The 18,839-nt window shown below is 61.1% G+C and carries 16 protein-coding genes; 11 read left to right on the top strand and 5 right to left on the bottom strand.

The features are described from left to right. The first annotated feature begins 302 nt into the window (after positions 1 to 302). Positions 303 to 719: an organic hydroperoxide resistance protein gene (locus CCGE525_RS22420; RefSeq protein ID WP_120706598.1), complete on the top strand. Its 417-nt coding sequence runs from the start codon at positions 303 to 305 to the stop codon at positions 717 to 719. On the opposite strand, the gene CCGE525_RS22415 is transcribed toward CCGE525_RS22420, so the two are convergent. Beyond that, complete coding sequence (locus CCGE525_RS22415; protein ID WP_120706597.1) at positions 716 to 1,186, bottom strand: MarR family winged helix-turn-helix transcriptional regulator; 471 nt, start codon at positions 1,184 to 1,186, stop codon at positions 716 to 718. The two genes, CCGE525_RS22420 and CCGE525_RS22415, sit on opposite strands and share 4 nt — an antisense overlap. Positions 1,187 to 1,458: 272 nt before the next feature. Between CCGE525_RS22415 and CCGE525_RS22410 the strand changes: the two genes are divergently transcribed. The 6 genes from CCGE525_RS22410 to CCGE525_RS22385 all read left to right on the top strand — a co-directional run bounded on the left by CCGE525_RS22410 (position 1,459) and on the right by CCGE525_RS22385 (position 9,440). After that, entirely contained in the window at positions 1,459 to 2,415 is a 957-nt protein-coding gene (locus CCGE525_RS22410; RefSeq protein ID WP_120706596.1) for a S1C family serine protease, read from the top strand. Between the two features lie 196 nt (positions 2,416 to 2,611). After that, positions 2,612 to 3,556 carry a TIGR03571 family LLM class oxidoreductase gene (locus tag CCGE525_RS22405; RefSeq protein ID WP_120706595.1) on the top strand — a complete coding sequence of 315 codons (945 nt, stop codon included), beginning with the start codon at positions 2,612 to 2,614 and terminating at the stop codon, positions 3,554 to 3,556. Positions 3,557 to 3,631: 75 nt separating this feature from the next. After that, a complete protein-coding gene (locus CCGE525_RS22400) occupies positions 3,632 to 4,756 on the top strand; it encodes an NADH:flavin oxidoreductase/NADH oxidase (protein WP_120706594.1) in 1,125 nt (374 codons plus the stop codon). A 239-nt stretch (positions 4,757 to 4,995) separates the two neighbouring features. After that, on the top strand, positions 4,996 to 5,406 hold the full coding sequence (locus tag CCGE525_RS22395; protein ID WP_205587501.1) for a hypothetical protein: 411 nt from the start codon (positions 4,996 to 4,998) through the stop codon (positions 5,404 to 5,406). Positions 5,407 to 5,688: 282 nt separating this feature from the next. Then, a complete protein-coding gene (locus CCGE525_RS22390; RefSeq protein ID WP_120706593.1) occupies positions 5,689 to 6,888 on the top strand; it encodes an MFS transporter in 1,200 nt (399 codons plus the stop codon). Positions 6,889 to 7,556: 668 nt separating this feature from the next. After that, positions 7,557 to 9,440 carry an MFS transporter gene (locus CCGE525_RS22385; RefSeq protein ID WP_120706592.1) on the top strand — a complete coding sequence of 628 codons (1,884 nt, stop codon included), beginning with the start codon at positions 7,557 to 7,559 and terminating at the stop codon, positions 9,438 to 9,440. Between the two features lie 102 nt (positions 9,441 to 9,542). Here the strand turns inward: CCGE525_RS22385 and CCGE525_RS22380 are convergent, their stop codons facing one another. Next, positions 9,543 to 10,793 (bottom strand): NAD(P)/FAD-dependent oxidoreductase, encoded by a 1,251-nt coding sequence (locus tag CCGE525_RS22380; RefSeq protein ID WP_120708569.1) that lies wholly within the window; start codon positions 10,791 to 10,793, stop codon positions 9,543 to 9,545. 109 nt (positions 10,794 to 10,902) lie between these two features. On the opposite strand from CCGE525_RS22380, the gene CCGE525_RS22375 reads away from it, so the two are divergent. After that, positions 10,903 to 11,940, top strand: a complete 1,038-nt coding sequence (locus tag CCGE525_RS22375) for an Ldh family oxidoreductase (RefSeq protein ID WP_120706591.1) — start codon at positions 10,903 to 10,905, stop codon at positions 11,938 to 11,940. Between the two features lie 86 nt (positions 11,941 to 12,026). Here the strand turns inward: CCGE525_RS22375 and CCGE525_RS22370 are convergent, their stop codons facing one another. After that, positions 12,027 to 12,989, bottom strand: a complete 963-nt coding sequence (locus tag CCGE525_RS22370) for a dihydrodipicolinate synthase family protein (RefSeq protein WP_120706590.1) — start codon at positions 12,987 to 12,989, stop codon at positions 12,027 to 12,029. Between the two features lie 302 nt (positions 12,990 to 13,291). Here CCGE525_RS22370 and CCGE525_RS22365 point away from each other — a divergent pair, with 302 nt between their 5' ends. Then, positions 13,292 to 14,008 carry a GntR family transcriptional regulator gene (locus CCGE525_RS22365; protein WP_120706589.1) on the top strand — a complete coding sequence of 239 codons (717 nt, stop codon included), beginning with the start codon at positions 13,292 to 13,294 and terminating at the stop codon, positions 14,006 to 14,008. 88 nt (positions 14,009 to 14,096) lie between these two features. On the opposite strand, the gene CCGE525_RS22360 is transcribed toward CCGE525_RS22365, so the two are convergent. Further along, positions 14,097 to 14,483, bottom strand: coding sequence for a YybH family protein (locus CCGE525_RS22360; RefSeq protein WP_120706588.1), 387 nt, complete (start codon positions 14,481 to 14,483; stop codon positions 14,097 to 14,099). A gap of 7 nt (positions 14,484 to 14,490) precedes the next feature. Then, positions 14,491 to 15,213 carry a GntR family transcriptional regulator gene (locus CCGE525_RS22355; RefSeq protein ID WP_245472263.1) on the bottom strand — a complete coding sequence of 241 codons (723 nt, stop codon included), beginning with the start codon at positions 15,211 to 15,213 and terminating at the stop codon, positions 14,491 to 14,493. A gap of 235 nt (positions 15,214 to 15,448) precedes the next feature. Between CCGE525_RS22355 and CCGE525_RS22350 the strand changes: the two genes are divergently transcribed. Together CCGE525_RS22350 and CCGE525_RS22345 are read left to right on the top strand one after the other, a co-directional pair. Next, positions 15,449 to 17,281: a gamma-glutamyltransferase family protein gene (locus tag CCGE525_RS22350; RefSeq protein WP_120708567.1), complete on the top strand. Its 1,833-nt coding sequence runs from the start codon at positions 15,449 to 15,451 to the stop codon at positions 17,279 to 17,281. A 37-nt stretch (positions 17,282 to 17,318) separates the two neighbouring features. Then, positions 17,319 to 18,839, top strand: coding sequence for an ABC transporter substrate-binding protein (locus tag CCGE525_RS22345; RefSeq protein ID WP_120706587.1), 1,521 nt, complete (start codon positions 17,319 to 17,321; stop codon positions 18,837 to 18,839).

Raw genomic sequence — 18,839 nt, 5'->3', positions numbered from 1 at the left:
TGAGCTTCGCGAATTCTATTATCTGCCGAAATAAAGCTCCTCTGACATCAAGCCGGAGGAGTTTTTCGAACTCGTATCACTCGGCTGCCCTTTCGAGTGAAAGCCCCGACGTATCTCAGATGTTCGCGACCCTGCTTTGTACGACAATGTACAAGAGCCGCCACCCTCCCACACTCCGTTACACTTCTGCTTAATCCGGACACATGCGGGATACGTCGCTGCCGCTTTATGCGGACAATGGCTGGTGAGCAGTCATTGCGTCCCAAGGGGGCGCCATCAACCGCTTCAAAGGAACAGAGATTATGACCCAGACCGATAAGGTACTCTACACCGGCAAGACCCACACCACCGGCGGCCGCGACGGCGCGTCGCGCAGCTCGGATGGACGCCTGGACGTCAAGCTTTCCTCCCCCGGCACCTCCGGCGCCGGCACCAATCCGGAGCAACTCTTCGCTGCCGGCTGGTCGGCATGTTTCGAAGGCGCGATCGGACTTGCTGCCCGCAAGATGAAGGTCGCCGTCCCGGCTGACGCGGCCATCGACGCCGAAGTGGATCTGTGCCTCATCGACGGCGCATATTTCCTGCAGGCCCGTCTCAACGTCAGCCTGCCGGGCCTGGAGCACGATGTGGCTCAGGCGCTCGTGGACGCCGCGCACCAGACGTGCCCCTATTCCAAGGCCACCCGCGGCAATATCGATGTCGTGATCAACCTGGTCTAACCGGATTTTCCCCTGCTGGCCGTCACAAGATGGTCGCGAAGTCCTGTGACGGCCTTCTGCAGGAGCAGGAATTCTTCTGCCGTTAGACCGGAGGCTTTCGCCGTCACCTCGGCGAAGCCTAAGCCTTTCTCTCGAACACGGCGGCCTGCATCGGTCAGTGAAATCCGAACGTTGCGTTCGTCGTCCGTATCCCGGGTACGCCGGAGATAGCCCATGACCTCCAACCGCTTCAGCATCGGCGTCATGGTGCTCGGCTCCAAAAACAGCCTCTCGCTCAGCCCTTTGACCGTCTGCCGATCCTCTTCCCACAGGGAGATGATCGTTATGTATTGCGGATAGGTCAGGCCAAGCTCCTCCAGAACCGGTTTGTAGACCCGCGAATAGGCAAGATTGGCCGAATAGATCGCAAAGCACATAAAGTCCGCCAGTTTCCCGGTCTTGGTGCGGGCAGAGGTTTTCTTGGCCATCGGGTCTCCGGGAGCGGCTAAATAATTATGTTGCGAAGGATTATCACCGGTGTAAGCGCCTCAGCCGGCCGAAACAACTGCTATCCTAATGATTATGACAATAATTAAATGGCCCACAACGAATGGCGCGATCGAGACCGGCATCGCGACTTGAACGCAAGCCGACGCCCATCCATTTAATCCTTAACGAGAGCGCCATGGCGAACCAGGCATCCGTGTGATCGGTCCGCTGGCGGCAGCGACGATGGGCGCCGCTGTTTGAGGATCAAACGATGGGCTACATAGATAAGGACATAGTGCCTGCGGACGACGGGGCACTGATAGATGCATATTCTCAATCCATAGCAAGTGCGGTGGACACGGTCGGACCGGCAGTCAGCCGGATCGAGCGGGTTGGCGGCAGGGGCGGGCATGGTTCCGGCTTTGCCGTCTCGCCGGACGGGCTGATTGTCACCAACAATCATGTTGTCGACGACGCCAAGATCGTCCGCATCACCACGCCGGACGGCTCGGTCACGGAGGGACGCGTCCTTGGACGCGACATCGATACCGACATCGCTCTCATCCGTGCGAACTCCGGCGTCGGAGCCTGGGCTCGGCTCGGGGACTCCAAGCGTTTGCGCAGGGGCCATATCGCGATCGCCATCGGAAATCCGCTCGGCTTCGAATGGACGGTGACCGCCGGTATCGTTTCGGCGCTCGGCCGCTCGATGCGGTCTGCGAGCGGCCGCCTGATGGACGACGTCATTCAAACGGATGCAGCGCTCAATCCCGGCAACTCCGGAGGACCGCTGGTGTCTTCCGGCGGCGAGGTCATCGGGGTCAATACGGCGGTCATCCAGGGCGCCCAAAGCATCGCATTCGCGGTCGCTTCCAATACGGCAAACTTCGTGGTCTCGGAGATACTCCGCTACGGCCAGGTCAGGCGCGCCTTCATCGGGATCGCCGGCGATACAATCGAGCTGCCGCGAAGGATCGCGCTTGAAGCCGGCACCGGCCAGGCAACTTCAGTGCGCGTGAGGCGGGTGGAACCCGACGGTCCGGCCGCGCGTGCCGGCTTGCGAGACGGCGACTACATCCTGGCGATCGACGGCACGCCGGTCGGCGGCGTCGACGATATCGTCAGATTGATGAGCGGCGACAGGATCGGTCAGAACACCGATCTACTCGTTTTCTCGGTTGCGGGTCGGATCGAGAAGCGGACATTGCTGCCGGTTGCCCGGTCATAAGATATCCGACGAAAATGAAACGCCGGTCCGTTCAGTTGATTTGGTCGCCTGATATCCTGCGCGGATCGGAACCGCTCCGCGCGGAAGATGAACGCTTGGTCCGGTGCGGCGAAGCAAGGATGCCTCGTTTCGCTCCCAGATAACAATTATGTCCTATAGGTCGTCGGTGCTGCAGCGCCGACGAAGGAGAGTGTGAATGGAGAACCCAAGGCAGCATCCGGCATTTGAGGCGGTCTTCAAGCCGGGCAAGCTTTCGTTCGGTTTTGTGCTTCCTCTGACGCGGACCGCCGAGACCAGGCCGGATCTGCGTGCGCAACTCGATTTCGCCCGGCTGGCCGACCGGCTGGGATTCAGTGCCGTTTGGGTCCGGGACGTGCCCTTGAACAGCCCCGACTATCCCGACCCGGTCGAACATATGGACCCCTGGGTTCACCTCGGCGCGCTGTCCGCCGCCACCGATAGGATCACCCTTGTTACCGGCGCCATCGTTTCCCCATTGCGGCATTTCATCCACACGGCCAAGGGAGCGGCGTCCGTCGATCATATGTCGAAAGGCCGCTTTCTGCTTGGGCTGGGCTCAGGCGATCGACCGGGGGAGTTTCGCCCGTTCGGACAGGAGCTGTCGGATGCTGCAGAGCGGTTCCGGGAGAATTGGGAGCGGATCTCCGGGTTGTTGAACAATGACGGGCGCACTGACCCTTCAGGTGCTACGGCCAACACCGGCTCCGAAATTCGCCCGAGACCAATGCACGGAAGCATTCCCATGCTGGCGGTCGGGTCCGCTGGACAGACGATAGGCTGGATCGCCCGCAACGCCTGCGCCTGGGCAACCTATTACAGACCTCTCGCAAGGCAGCGTGACCGCTATGCGATCTGGCGCGCGGCGGTGCAGAAGGTCGATCCGACGAAATCGCCCGCGTTTGCATCATCTCTTCGTCTGCAGCTTGAAGACAATAACCGTGCGCCAGCCCAGCAGCTCGACCTCGGTCTGCGGGCCGGCCGGGACGGACTGATCGAGGAACTTCTGGCATTGCGCGAAATGGGCGCCCAACACATCATGTTCAACCTGACAAGCGACAAACGGCCGGCAGAGGAGGTAATGCAGGAACTTGTGTCGGACGTCATCCCGCAGTTTAGCTAGCACCACAGCCAGGACGCTACGAAGAGTTATTCACCGCAATCGCCCGCTCACGCGCACCAAACAAAGGAAATCCTAATGGCCCAGCCCGCCCTTTTCACTCCGCTCCGCGTCCGCAACCTCGACTTGGCCAACCGCATCGTGATCGCTCCCATGTGCCAATATTCGGCGGAAGACGGGTGCATGAACGATTGGCATTTGATCCATCTCGGCCAGCTTGCCCTTTCGGGAGCGGCATTGCTGACCATCGAAGCAACAGCGGTTCTTCCGGAAGGCCGCATCAGTTGGGCGGATGTCGGGCTATGGAACGATGAAACCGAAGCGGCCATGCGCAAGACGTTGGAGGGCCTCCGGCGCTGGTCGGACATGCCGATCGGAATTCAGTTGAACCATGCCGGCCGCAAGGCGTCGACCGAAGTACCCTGGCTCGGAGGGGCGCAGATCGCTCCGGGCAAACCACACGGCTGGCAGACGCAGGCGCCCTCCGCCGTGCCGTTTGCCGAGGGCAGGGTTGCGCCGACCGCCTTGGATCGCGACGGGTTGCGGCGGGTTCGCGACGCCTTCGCGGCCTCGGCCGTCCGCGCCGGCCGACTTGGGCTCGACTTCGTCCAGCTTCACGGAGCCCACGGCTATCTCCTGCACCAGTTCCTGTCGCCGCTCTCGAACCGGCGTGAGGACGAGTATGGCGGTTCGCTGGAGAACCGGATGCGGTTTCCGCTGGAGGTGTTCGATGCGGTGCGTGCCGCCTTCCCGTCCGATAAAGCGGTCACCATGCGGGTGTCGGCTACGGATTGGGTCGAGGGCGGCTTGACCGTCGATGAGATCGTTGCTTTCGCGAAGGTGCTCGATGCCCGCGGCTGCGATGCAATCCATGTCTCCAGCGGCGGCCTCCACCCAGCGCAGCAGATTCCGATCGGACCGAGCTATCAGGTGCCGCTTGCCCGCGCCGTCAAAGCGGCCGTTCGCATGCCAGTTGTTGCCGTCGGGTTGATAACCGAGCCAACGCAGGCCGAGGCGATCGTCTCGACCGGCGACGCCGACTTGATCGCACTCGCGCGCGCCATTCTCTACGATCCGCGCTGGCCATGGCATGCGGCCGCCGAACTGGGAGCCCAGGTGCGCGCGGCCAATCAATATCTCCGCAGTCAGCCGCGTCAATTCAAGGACCTCTTCGAGATGAGCGGCACGGCTACCCGCAAGTAAGCGAGGCCGCCGAGTCTCCTCCCCACGACTGCGGCTGATGCTTTTTCGGCCGTGAGGATCATAGCAGGCGGTGGGCATGTCATGGCGACATGCCTCATCGTCTTGGTGATCGCATCACTGCGGATGAAGGACGCGATCGCGTTCTGGCGATACCACCGCAGGATAGCGGCCCAGGAGCCGGGGGAACCGCGAACTACCCCGGTCGTTATGACATTAGGTTATAGCGATGGAGAAACACCATGGAGATCGCAGGTAGACCTGGTTCGCATGCGCTCAGCGCATTTTTTGACGACGAGTCCGATGCTGAAAAGGCGTCCGAAGAACTCATGGAGGCCGGCATACCGAAAGATGCCATCACCATGACGCCCGGAAACCGGCCCGACGTAGCGCCGATTGATCATATCGGTTTCGTCGACGCCTTGAACGGGTTCTTCTTTACCGAGGAGCAGCGCAAAAACTATGCGGAGGCGCTTCGACGCGGAGGCGTCCTTGTGACCGTGCAGGAAGTCAGCAGGGAGCAGCATGACGCCGCACTCAAAATCCTCACGGAAAGGGGAAGCATCGATATGGATGAGCGCGTAGAGGAATGGCGGCGCGAGCACTGGAAATGGCCGCGGTCCGCTGGCCGGCGAACACGCCGAAATCGGTGAAAATGCCTTCGGGGTGGGCGTCAACGGCACCACGACTCTTGGCGCTGAGAAATCATCCCGTGCCGAGATGAGCACCGGCATCCTTTCGCGATAGCCTCGCGCGACATCAGCAACGCTTATAGGAATTGTTTTGCCGAGTAACCTTCCAGCAGACAAATAAAACCAAGGGAGCATGTCGAAATCGCGCCGGCTCGAGCGTCTTTAGGAGATGGACGGCCACGCCGAATAGGACCGCCCATGCCGCATTAAAGATTGATCGCACAGATATGGGGTTTAGCGGATATGAGCGTTTCCTATCGTTGGGTCATCGTGGCCGCCGGCGCACTGATGACCTGTGTTGCGCTTGGCGCAATGTTCTCGCTGGCTATTTTTCAGGTGCCGATTGCCGCCGCCACCAATTGGTCGCATGCGGGCATTGCGAGCGCGATGACGCTCAATTTCCTGGTGATGGGCCTCGGTGGCTTCCTATGGGGTGCGGCGAGCGACCGTTTCGGTCCTCGCATCGTCGTATTGACGGGAGCGGTGTTATTGGGGCTCGCGCTTGTCCTGGCAAGCCGCGCAGGATCATTGCTCCAATTTCAATTGACCTATGGCATTCTCGTCGGGCTTGCCGCCAGCGCATTCTTTGCGCCGATGACCGCGGCCACCCTCGCATGGTTCGAGGAAAACCGCAGTCTTGCCGTTTCGCTGGTCTCCGCCGGCATGGGCGTCGCGCCGATGACGATTTCGCCGTTCGCCCGTTGGCTGATTTCGGCCTATGACTGGCAGACTGCCATGATGCTCATCGGTATTCTGGCCTGGGTGTTGTTGGTGCCGGCGGCGCTTTTGGTACGGCGCGCGCCCACGGTTGCGGGCGGTCCTGCCGCCGATCTCGCGCTCGAAGGTCCCGGCGTGCCACTTGGACGGATATTCCGATCGCCGCAATTCCTCGTTCTTGGGGGAACCTTCTTTGCCTGCTGTGCGGCTCATTCGGGACCTATCTTCCACATGGTAAGCTATGCAACGATCTGTGGCGTGGCGCCGATGGCGGCCGTCAGCATCTACAGTGTCGAGGGGCTGGCGGGGCTCGGTGGCCGGCTTCTATATGGCACACTTGCAGACAGGCTCGGCGTCAAGCCGGTCCTCGTCGCGGGCTTGCTGGTGCAGGCGGCTGCGCTCGCGACCTATCTCTTTGTCAGTCAGCTCGGCGAATTCTATGCGCTCGCAGTCATCTTCGGCAGCGCCTATGGCGGGGTCATGCCGCTTTATGCGGTGCTTGCACGCGAATATTTCGGCCCGCGCGTCATCGGCACGGTTTTGGGCGCGGTGACGATGTTGTCGAGCATAGGAATGGCGTTCGGTCCGTTGGTTGGCGGCTGGATCTTCGATACGTTCGCGAACTACTCCTGGCTCTTCATCGGATCGTCCATGGTCGGGCTCGGTGCCGTCGCCATCGCGCTCGCCTTCCCGCCATTGCAGCGCGTCACGCTTCAACCGGCATAATCCGAGCACGGCGCCAATGCACATGACCGAAATGATCACGGCCCCCATAGACATGAGATGGAGGCCGCGTAGAGCCGGTCGCCACAGCCTACGCACCAGCATGGTCTTTCCGCACTGTCGCGGACCGTTGACCAACACAACAGGCGCATCGACCAGAGCTGTCGAGATATGCTCGGTGACCCCTCGACGATAAAGGGGGGACAGCTAGCTTCTTTAGGTAAAGGGATACGCCGTCCGATCCGGATTTTATGCTCATCCAATTCGGATCTTAAGGTCGTCCAATCCAGAATTGGCGCGATTTCGGCGGTCCGAGGCTATGGCTTCTGCGGAAGCTTATCTTCTCATGCTTAGATTGAAGATCGCACTTGGTATTCTTCAACCACGGCGGCTAAGGAAAGAGCGTTATCGCTGGATTACCTTGCCCCGTTCGACGCCTTACACACAGTTTTAGGCAGTGGACGCAAGTTGCGGGCATTGCATTTTTCAATTTTTGCTTAACACTTCTCTTGTGCATCGGGTGCGTGACCTCTGGGAGGAGGAGATCCGGAGGCATGCACCGGCGCTGGTTTATCGTGCCAGTCCGGCTGGGGAGCCTATGCACAAATCAACATGGAGGACATGGCAAGGTCTGATTGGCCATGCCCTTGGTGCAACTGGGAGGAATAAAAATGGTAACCACCTCTGTGGGTGAGACTTCTGGTCGAGGTATGACCAGGGAAGAGAAGAAGGTGATATTTGCATCTTCGCTCGGAACTGTTTTTGAATGGTATGACTTCTATCTCTATGGCTCCTTGGCCGTGTTCATCGGCGCGGCCTTTTTCAGCGATTATCCGGAGGCAGCCCGCAATATTTTCGCACTGCTGGCTTTCGCGGCTGGCTTCCTTGTTCGGCCATTCGGCGCGCTGGTGTTCGGACGGATCGGCGATCTCGTCGGCCGCAAATACACGTTCCTGGTCACGATCACGATCATGGGCCTGTCGACCTTCCTCGTCGGCGTCCTGCCCGGCTCGGCCAGTTGGGGCATCATTGCCCCGGTCATCCTGATCGCATTGCGCCTGCTGCAGGGCTTGGCACTCGGCGGCGAATACGGCGGCGCGGCGACCTATGTCGCAGAGCATGCGCCCAACGACCGGCGCGGCTACTACACATCCTGGATTCAGACGACGGCAACCCTCGGGCTTTTTCTGTCGCTCATCGTTATCCTCGTGGTGCAGAATTGGGTCGGCAAGGACGCCTTTGCCAGCTGGGGCTGGCGTGTCCCCTTCATCGTGTCTTTCATCCTTCTCGGCATTTCCGTGTGGATTCGTCTGTCACTCAGCGAATCGCCGGCCTTCCAGAGGATGAAGGAAGAGGGCAAGGGCTCCAAGGCACCGCTGTCGGAAGCATTCGGGCAGTGGAAGAACGCCAAGATCGCTCTGCTCGCGCTTCTCGGCCTTACCGCCGGTCAGGCGGTCGTCTGGTATGCGGGCCAGTTCTATTCGCTGTTCTTCCTGCAGAACGTGTTGAAGGTCGATGGCCAATCGGTCAACATTATGATCGCCATCGCGCTTCTGATCGGCAGCGGCTTCTTCGTGGTGTTCGGCTGGCTGTCCGACAAGATCGGCCGCAAGCCGATCATCATGGCCGGCTTTGTCCTGGCGATCCTGACCTATTTCCCGTTGTTCAACGCCTTGACCTATGCGGCAAATCCGGCTCTCGCCCGGGCACAACAAACGATCCGCGCCACCGTCACCGCAGCCCCCGGCGATTGCACATTCCAGTTCAACCCTGTCGGCACGGCGAAATTCAACAACTCCTGCGACATTGCGACCTCGTTTCTATCCAGGAGTTCCGTCCCCTACGTCATCGTTCAAGGTCCCGCCGGCCAGCCGGCTACGGTTAAGGTTGGCGACACGACCGTCACCTCGTTCAACGCGGCCACCGCCGGTGCAGACGCCGCGGCAAAAACCGCAGCGTTTACGCATGATCTGAACCTGGCTCTGCAGAAGGCCGGCTTCCCGCTCGCACGCGATCCGGCAAAAGTACCGGACGCCAAACTGGACGGCTTCATTGCGGCAAACCCTGAACTCGGCCTGAATGCAGCAACAATCCGCGCCGGCGAAAAGACGGTCACTCCGGTTGCCGACCTCATCAAGGCGAAACTGCTCACTGCGGAACAAGCCGCCGGGGCGACGGAAATGCCTGTTTATAGCATACCGAACGCTGGCGCGTTCAAAATGGTCGCCGATCCTAATGCCGTGAATTGGCCGCTCACCATCGCCATTCTCACCATTCTCGTTATCTATGTGACAATGGTCTATGGCCCCATTGCTGCGATATTGGTCGAGATGTTCCCGACCCGCATCCGCTATACCGGCATGTCCCTGCCCTATCATATCGGCAACGGCTGGTTCGGCGGCTTGCTTCCGGCTACCGTCTTTGCGATGAGTGCCGCCAAGGGCGATATCTATTACGGCCTATGGTATCCGATTGCGGTTGCGGCGATGAGCCTGGTCATCGGCCTTATCTTCGTCCGCGACACAAAGGGCGTTGACCTCCACGCCATCGAATAGCAACGCATGAAAAGCCCGGCGCGAAACATCTCGCCGGGCTTTTTGTCCCTGGCGCTCGGCTATTTTTCAGCCTAGCGCCATCCAACAGTGGCTCGCGGCTCCCTAGAATCTATAGGGGGAAAACGCGGAAAGATCGATGTTCGGCGTCTGCTCCGCCAACAAGTCCGCGACGAGCCGTGCCGTTCCGGCAGACTGGGTAAGTCCGAGATGGCCGTGGCCGAAGGCATAGGTGATCGCTGGAGCCGCACGGGCGCGGCCGATCGCCGGCAGGCTGTCGGGCAGCGACGGCCGGAACCCCATCCACTGCGTGCCATCCTGCGGCTTCAATCCCGGCAGGAAGGCTTGCGCCTTTTTCAACATCGTCTCCGACCGCCGGAAATTCGGCGGCAGGTCGAGACCGCCGAGCTCGACCGCGCCGCCCACGCGAATGCCGGTGGACAGCCGCGTCACGACGAAGCCATGGCCGCCGAAGGTCACCTGAGTCCGCAGGTCGAAAGCGCCAGGAGGCAAGGTCGTGTTATAACCGCGCTCGGTTTCAAGCGGGATATTGTCTCCGATCGTCCGCGCCAGCCGATGCGAGAATGCGCCGGCTGCGACCACGACCTGGCTCGTGCGCCGCGCCTGCCCGTCCTTGGACAGGATATCGACACCGCCCTCGACGGGTCGCAGGCCGATGACATCCACCTTCTCTATCCGACCGCCCCGCTGCCGGAAATGATCCGCCAGCGCCAGCGTATAGAGTTTCGGGTCCGCGATCGAATACCAGCCCGGCGTGAAGGTACCGTGGGTGAAACGGGAGGCAAGGCCCGGCTGGATCTCCGCCATGCGGGCCGCATCCAGATGGTGAAACTCGATGCCATGCTGCTCGCGGACCTTCCACCCGGACAGAGAGGCATTCAGTTCGGCCTCGCTTTCGTAAAGCTGCAGATTGCCTTCCTTGCGCAGCATCGAGACCGTTTCGGTTTCCTGCAGGAACGGTTCGAGTTCGGCTTTGGACAGGTCCATCAAGGCCGTTTGGGCAGCCGTCGAATGCGCGACCCGGGCTGGCGAACAGGCGCGCCAGAACCGAAACATCCAAGGCGCGATCTGGAGCGCGTAGGCGGGTGGTATCGTCAGCGGCCCAAGCGGATCGAGCAGCCATTTCGGCGCCTTTTTCAAAATGCCCGGTGAAGCGAGCGGCAGGATATCGGTGAAGGCGAAAGCCCCGGCATTGCCGGCCGAGGCGCCCGCAGCAGGACCTTCCCGATCCAGAATAGCAACCGCAAAACCGCGTTTTTGGGCGGCGATCGCTGCGGATAGTCCCACCACGCCCGCCCCAATGACGATAATCTGGGATTCAGTCTGACTTGCCATCATGCCTCTCTGTGGCAGGCGGAATTGCTCGCATGCGTTTTTCGTATACTTTATGTATGCAAACATCAACTGCCTTTGCCATGCCGGCAGGCTCAACCGACGAAGATCCATGAACCAGAAAACGACATTGACCATCGACGAGCTGCAGGACCGTGTGGAGACGGTTTTCCGCAATGCGGGCCTCAACGCCATTCAATCCGGGTCCGTCGCCCGCGTAATCGTCGCCGCCGAACGCGACGCCTGCAAATCGCACGGAATCTACCGTATCGAGGGCACGCTGCGTACGATCAAAGCAGGGAAGGTCAAGCCGGATGCGGTTCCCGAACTCGCGGCACCGTCAAATTCGGCAATCGCGAAAGTGGACGCCAAGGGTGGATTCTCTAATCCGGCCGCCGAGCTCGGCGTGCCAGCGCTTGCAGAACGTGCCCGCAGCCTCGGCCTTGCTGCGCTCGTCATCAATGACTGCACGCATTTTTCTGCCTTGTGGCCGGATGTCGAGGCGTTGACGGAGCAAGGGCTTGCGGCGCTCGTCATGTGCCCAAGCTATTCAGCGGTGGCTCCCGCCGGCGGCAAGATGCCGCTCCTCGGAACCAATCCCTTTGCCTTCGGCTGGCCGCGCGAAGGGCAACCGCCTTACGTCTTCGATTTCGCCACCTCGGTGGCGGCACGGGGAGAGATCGAATTGCATCGCCGGGCCGGTAAGCCGCTGCCGGACGGCTGGGCGATCGGCCCCGATGGCGATCCGACCACGGAGCCGGAAGCCGCACTTGCGGGCGCCATGCTGCCTTTCGGCGGACACAAGGGGTCAGCGATCGGCACGATGATCGAATTGCTTGCCGGGATCATGATCGGCGACCTGACGAGCCGGGAGGCGCTGGACCAGCTCGGCACGACCACGCTCGCCCCGGCGCACGGCGAGCTCATCATCGCTTTCTCTCCAGAGGCCTTCGCTGCCGGCCGGGCGGGCAATCCGTTTGCGCGCGCCGAATTCCTGTTCGAAGCGATTGCCAGCCAGGGCGCCCGCCTGCCCTCTCAACGCCGCTTCGCTGCCCGGGCTGCCTCGGAAGCCGCCGGCATCATCCTGACTGCACAGGAGATGCAGCAGCTGGAGCGTCTCGGCGCGCTGGGGCTCGATGCGGTCGATTGACCGCTGGCCGCCGACTGCTTGCGATGCCAGCCAACGAAAAGCCCGCCGATGCGGCGGGCTTCCATTCAGGTTTCGTCAGTCGAGGCTCAGGGCTTCCACTTCTGAACCGCACCCGGAAGCTTGCTCCACTCGGCATACCACGTGTTAAACAGCTTGAACTGCGCTTCGACATAGCCGCGCTGGCTCTCGGTCAGCGCATCAGTTTCGTTGAAATGGAGCGTATATTCCTCGTCACCCTTCAGCACCATCATATGCTTGAAGTAGAGGACGAGATCTGGCCCTTCGTCGAAGGACGACAGGACGGCGAGCGCCTGTTCCAGTTCTTGCGCGCGCAGGCGTGCATCGACATCGCCGGCCGCAGCGGCCTGCGAAAGGTTGGACAGATGGATGACTTCCTTGGGAAGCACGTTTCCGATGCCGGTGATGGCGCCGGTCGCACCGCAATTCACGAAGCCGTGGAAGACGGCCGTGTCGACGCCGATCATCAGCGAGACGTCATCGTCACGGCTGGTGATGTTTTCGGCGGCATAGCGCATATCGGCAGGACCGCCGAATTCCTTAAAGCCGACCAGATTGGAATGTTCGGCGCGGAGCGCGAAAAACAGGTCGGCGCGGGTGGCGAAGCCGTAGTAGGGGCTGTTGTAGATCACCGCCGGCAGATCCGGGGCTGCCGAGAGGATCGCCTTGAAATGCGCTTTCTGAGCGACAAGCGACGGGCCGCGCGACAGAACGCGCGGGATGACCATTAAGCCCTGCGCGCCCACTTTCTGCGCATGCGCGGCATGGGCGACCGCCGAGGCGGTGTTGACGGCGCCAGTGCCGACGATCACCGGCACGCCGGCTTTGACGAGATGTTTGACACCTTCCATGCGCTGCTGGTCGCTCAGCAGCGGCCAGTCGCCCATGGAGCCGCAATAGACGACGGCCGACATGCCTTCAGCGATGAGCTGCTTGCCCTTGCGAGCGAGCGCCTCGAAATCCGGGCTGCGGTCTTCCTTGCAAGGGGTCATGAGCGCCGGAACGACGCCGGAAAAAATCTTGGCTTTCATTTAATATCCTCAGGGACTGCGGGCCTCGTGACACAATCGTCCGCCTGGAAAGGCTGAGCCTCGTAACCGTCATAGCGCCTTGTATTCTATTTGTCGACAACAATCGTGTAAAGTACTATGAAGATTTGTAGGGAACGCACGCGGCTGGGAAAAGGCGCCGGATATCGCTCGTCGCGCACGCCTGGCGGTGCCCGCGATGACAATGCTTCACGACCCGCGCTGACGCCCTGCTTGACTAGGCGGCGTCCGTCGTCGACAAGCTGCATTCATACCGGTGGCCGCTCCGAGAAAGAGGACGAGACATGGCGCATATCGAAGCAGAAGAAAGCGATTTTCGTCGTGCACGCGGCACCGGCACCCAAAGCGTCTATACGGTGCTGCGCAAGGAAATCCTCGACATGACGCTGCCGCCAGGCGACGCGCTGGAGGAAGTCAGGCTTTCGGAGCGCTTCGGCATGTCGCGCACGCCCGTTCGCGAGGCGCTGCTGCGCCTCTCCGGCGAAGGCTTGGTCACGACACTGCCGAACCGCAACACGATCGTCTCGCAGATCGACTTCGCAGCGTTGCCGACCTATTTCGACGCCCTGACGCTGATGTACCGCGTGACGACGCGCGGCGCTGCACAGCGCGCAACGCCCGAGGCCATGGGTAACATCCGAAAGCGGCAGGAGGAATTCGCCGCCGCCGTTACGGCCCGCGATGCCATGGCGATGATCGAGGCAAACCGCGAATTTCACGTAGCGATCGCCGAGCTTGCCGGCAATTCCTACTATACGGCCTTCTTCAGCCGGCTCCTTGACGAAGGACGGCGCATTCTTCGGCTCTATTACCGCACCTTCGACGACCGGCTGCCTCGCCAATATGTCGACGAGCATGAAGAGATGATCGCGGCAATCGAGGAGCGCAAAGTGGAGCTTGCCGACAAGCTTGCCTCCAAGCACGCTGAGCAGATCGTCAAGCAGATCCAGGATTATCTCGCACGCGATCTTAACGACCCGATCGATCTTTCTGCCGGGTGAGCCAGCATCCGCCCTTTGCCAAGAGCGATGCGGGTGAGCCGGCGAAACTCAATCGGGATGCATTACGCGCAGCACTGCCCGAAATTCATCATCTCTCGATCTGCGAAACGTGATTGAGCGCAATCACCCATTGGCCGTCCCGTTTGCGCATCAAGCGGGTGTTGACCCCGGTCTGGCTGCCGGCGGAACGCACGAGATTGTAGTTGCTGATGAGTTGAGCGGCATCCGGCGCCAGCATCTCGATACGGATGTTCGAGAAGGTCAACTGCCCCTGCGAACCGGGAGAGCCACCGTAATCGGCAATATAGTGATCCAGCGTTGCCTGCCAGTCCTTTTGGATGCGACCTCGGGACACGAACACGATGTCGGGATTGGCAAACCCGGCCATGTAGCCATGGAAATCGCCACGGTTCCAGGCTGCCTGCATGTCCGAGATAACGGAGCGGATAGCGTCTTGATCGGTGTTCGCGGACATTTCGAATTCATGCCTCTTCGATAAGATTGGTTTCGGTCTGGGAGTCTTCCTCGCGCCGGCGGCGCTTGAGCAGAACCTCCTGCGCGGCCGACACGAGATGGCGGCGCAGTGCGTTCTCGGCCGCCTTCGGGTCCTGGTCGAGAATTGCATCGACGATCTGCTGATGTTCGCTGCATGAACGCTTCAGGCGTCCCTTGTCCTTGAGCTGGTATTTGCGGAAAGGCGCAAGCTTCAGCCTCAACGTCTGGGCGGCGGCGATCAGGTCGCTATTGTGGCTGCCCTGGAATAGCAAGCTGTGGAAACGGGTGTTCAGCTCGTTATAGCCGGTGTGCTCGCCCTCGTCGGCAAGTGCATTCATTTCGTGATGGATGTTTTCAAGTTCCGCGCGCTCGCTCATCGTCATCCGATGGGAGGCGAGACGGCCGCAGGTCGCCTCGAGTTCGGCCATGGCCTCGAACATTTCGTCAATTCGCTGCGCCGAAATCTGCGTGACGACTACGCCCTTGTAGGGCTCCCGCGCCGCAAGCCCGCGCCCGCAGAGAATATGCAGCGCCTCGCGCACCGGCGTACGCGACACCCCGAATTGTGTGGCGATGGATGCTTCATCGAGCCGCGAGCCTGCCGGGATCGCACCGTTGATCACAGCCTCTTCAAGCTGTTCGGCAATGAAATCACTGCGACTTTTCCTGCCGGCAGCCGCGGTTTCCAGCATTCTCTCATCCTTTGCCATAGCGCTGACTCCCCTGTGTCAGCTTTTCACGATTATGCAATTGCCCATTATTTTACACAATCTGCTTGCCACGGGCGCTTCAAATATACAATATGTCCACAGGAATGACGACATCTGGTCATTTAGGCCTTGTTGTAATCGGGCTGCGTATATAATTCGGCCGATACTGGCTGATATTGTGGACAATGTAATGTCTTTCGGGTCGGCCGAGGCCGATAGGGAGCGAGGGATTGAAATGACTTTTACGACGCGTCCGGAGCTTAGGGGCACATTCGGTGCGGTTTCGTCCACACACTGGCTGGCGTCGACCGTCGGCATGTCGATCCTCGAAAAGGGTCACACCGCCTTTGATGCGGCTGTCGCGGCCGGCTTTGTGCTACAGGTCGTCGAGCCGCATCTGAACGGTCCCGGCGGAGAGGTTCCGATCATTGTCACGCCGGCCGGCGCCGACAAGCCGACGGTGATTTCCGGTCAAGGCCCTTCTCCCGCCAAGGCGACAGTTCAGCATTTCAAGGATCTCGGCCTCGACATCATTCCGGGCACCGGCCTGCTCGCGGCCTGCATCCCCGGCGCTTTCGGCGCGTGGCTGACGCTCTTGCGCGACTATGGGACCGCCGACCTCGAAGACGTGCTGGCTCCTGCGATCTATTATGCAAAGAACGGCCATCCGCTAGTGCCGCGCATCGCCAACACGATTGCCTCGATGCGCGAGCTCTTCGAAACGCATTGGCCGAGCTCCGCCGAACTCTACCTGCCGGGCGGCCGCGCGCCGCAATCTGGCAAGCTCTTCCGCAATCCGCAGGTCGCGACGCTCTATCAGCAGATTCTCGACCAGACGAAATCGGCAAAAGGCCGCGAAGTGCGCATCGAGGCCGCACTCGATTTCTGGTATCGCGGCCCCGTCGCCGAGCGCATCGAGGACTATTGTGCGACCGAGGAGGTCTGGGATGTTTCGGGCCGCCGGCACAAGGGCCTCATTACCGCCCAGGACATGGCCGATTACAAGCCGCTGATCGAGACTCCGGCTTCCGTCGCCTATGGCGACTTCGAGGTCTTCAAATGCGGCGCCTGGTCGCAAGGCCCGGTTCTCCTGCAGATGCTGCAGATCCTGAAGGGCACCGATATCGCCGATCTCGATCCGATGGGCGCCGACTTCGTGCATCTGGTCGTCGAAACCGCCAAACTCGCCATGGCTGACCGCGAAGCCTGGTACGGCGACAGCTCCGACGTTCCGCTCGAAACATTGCTTTCCTCGCGCTACGCCGACGGTCGCCGCGCCTTGATCAGCGGCACGGCATCGATGGACGTGCGCCCCGGTTCGCCTGACGGCCGCATCCCGAGCTTGCCGCCGCTGCGCACGGTCGGCACTATTCCGCAGCCGGGCCTCGGCGGCGGCGAGCCGACGGTCGCACGCGAGCCCAAGCTGCCGAACGACAAGGAAGGCGAACCCGCCCTCACCCGCGAAGGCGCGCAGCGCGGCGATACCGTGCAGGTCAGCGCCGTGGACCGCTGGGGCAACATGGTATCGGCAACCCCTTCCGGTGGCTGGTTCCAGTCGAGCCCCGTCATTCAGGGCCTTGGTTTCAGCCTCACCACCCGCGGACAGATGTTCTGGCTGGAAGAAGGCCTGAATTCCACCTTGATGCCGTCGAAACGGCCGCGAACGACGCTTACGCCGTCGACCGTTTTCCGCGACGGACGCCCCTACATGGCCTTCGGCACGCCAGGGGGTGACCAGCAGGATCAATGGCAGCTCATCATGCTGCTGCGCCACATCCACAAGGGAATGAACCTGCAGGAAACGATCGACGCACCGTCCTTCCATACTGACCATTTGCCGAGCTCATTCTGGCCGCGCGAGATCAGTTTCGGGGCGCTCACGCTGGAATCGCGCTTCTCGTCGGCGGTCCAGGAAGAGCTGGCCGCGCGCGGACACAAGATCACCGTCGGCGACGCCTGGTCGGAAGGGCGGCTTGCCGCCGTCGCACGAGAAATGGACGGCGAAACCCAGCTGGTCAAGGCCGGCGCCAATCCGCGCGGCGTGCAGGGTTATGCCGTCGCCCGCTGATCGCGGCACATCAATCAAGAACAAAGAGGGAAGATCAATGAAACCACTATATCTCGCATTTGCGGCCGGCTTAGCCTTGAGCGGCCTTGCGGCGACCACCGTGCCTGCTGCTGCAGAATCCGTTCTGAACATCGGCCTGCAGGACGATCCGGATACACTCGACCCGGCCTCCAACTGGAGCTTCGTCGGCCGCCACGTCCTGCAGTCGCTCTGCGACAAGATCGTCGATGTCGACGATAACGGCCAGATCGTTCCGATGCTCGCGACCAGCTGGGAATGGAATGCCGACAGCACGGTGCTGACGCTCAAGCTACGCAAGGACGCACTCTTCCACGATGGCACCAAGGTGGATGCCGCCGCGATCAAATATAACCTCGATCGCGACCTCAATCTGAAGATCTCCCGCCGCAAGCCCGAAATCAGCGCCATCAGCAGCGTCGATGTCGTGGACGATTACACCGTCCGCATCAACCTCAGGGAACCGTCCGTTCCGCTGCTGGCCGCGCTCAGCGACCGCGCAGGCATGATCATCAGCCCGAAAGCCGGCGAGGCGCTCGGTGAAAAATTCACCAATGCGCCGGTCTGCTCCGGCCCGTACAAGTTCGTGGAACGCGTGGCGCAGGACCACATTACCCTGGAGAAGTTCGCGCAATATTATAATGCGGACCAGTATCACTTCGACAAGCTCATCTATCGCGGCATGCCGGACTCGAACGTTCGCCTGCTCAACCTGCGCTCCGGTCAGCTCGATCTGATCGAGCGCCTTGCTGCCACCGATGTCGACGCCGTCAAGGCCGAACCCTCGCTGGCTGTCGCTCCCGTCGTCGGCCTCGGCTACTACGGCATCACCTTCGACATCACTGGCGAAGGCGCAAATCTCGATGCCGGCAAGAAGGCCGCCATCCGCGAGGCCGTCAGCCTCGCGATCGACCGCGACGCCATCAACAACGTCGTTTTCAACGGCCAGGCCAGCACCGGCAACCAGCCCTTCCCGCCGACCAGCCCCTATTTCGACAAGGACTACCCGGTTCCGGCGCGTGATCTGGACGCTGCCAAGAAGAAGATGGAAGAAGCCGGTGTGAAGTCCGTCAATCTGGAACTGCTTGTTCCGACGGATGCGGAGCGCCAGCAGGTGGCTCAGCTCGTCCAGGCCATGGTCCAAGAAATCGGCATCAACGTTACCATCAAGCCAACCGAGCTGATGACGCTGCTTGACGTCGCCCGCCAGGGCAAATTCCAGTCCCATCTCGTCGGCTGGAGCGGCCGCGTCGACCCCGACCTCAATATCACGCCGATGCTGGCCTGCGGCGCAGCCGGAAACGACGCGCATTATTGCAACAAGGATCTCGATGCGATCCTAACCAAGGCCCGCTCCCTCGGCGACGTCGAGGCCCGCCAGAAGGAATACAGCAAGGCAATCGCGATCCTGCTCAAGGACCTGCCGATCGTCTACATGTATCACTCGCAGTGGATCTTCGCGCATAACGCCAACATCGTCGGCTTCAAGCCGGATCCGGACGGCATCATCCGCCTCGCCGGCGTCAGCCGCAAGAACTAA

It is taken from the genome of Rhizobium jaguaris (assembly GCF_003627755.1).
GTDB classification, from domain to species: Bacteria; Pseudomonadota; Alphaproteobacteria; order Rhizobiales; family Rhizobiaceae; genus Rhizobium; species Rhizobium jaguaris.
The sequence above is the reverse complement of the archived record's forward strand: the minus strand, read 5'-3'. Positions and strand labels throughout refer to the sequence as shown.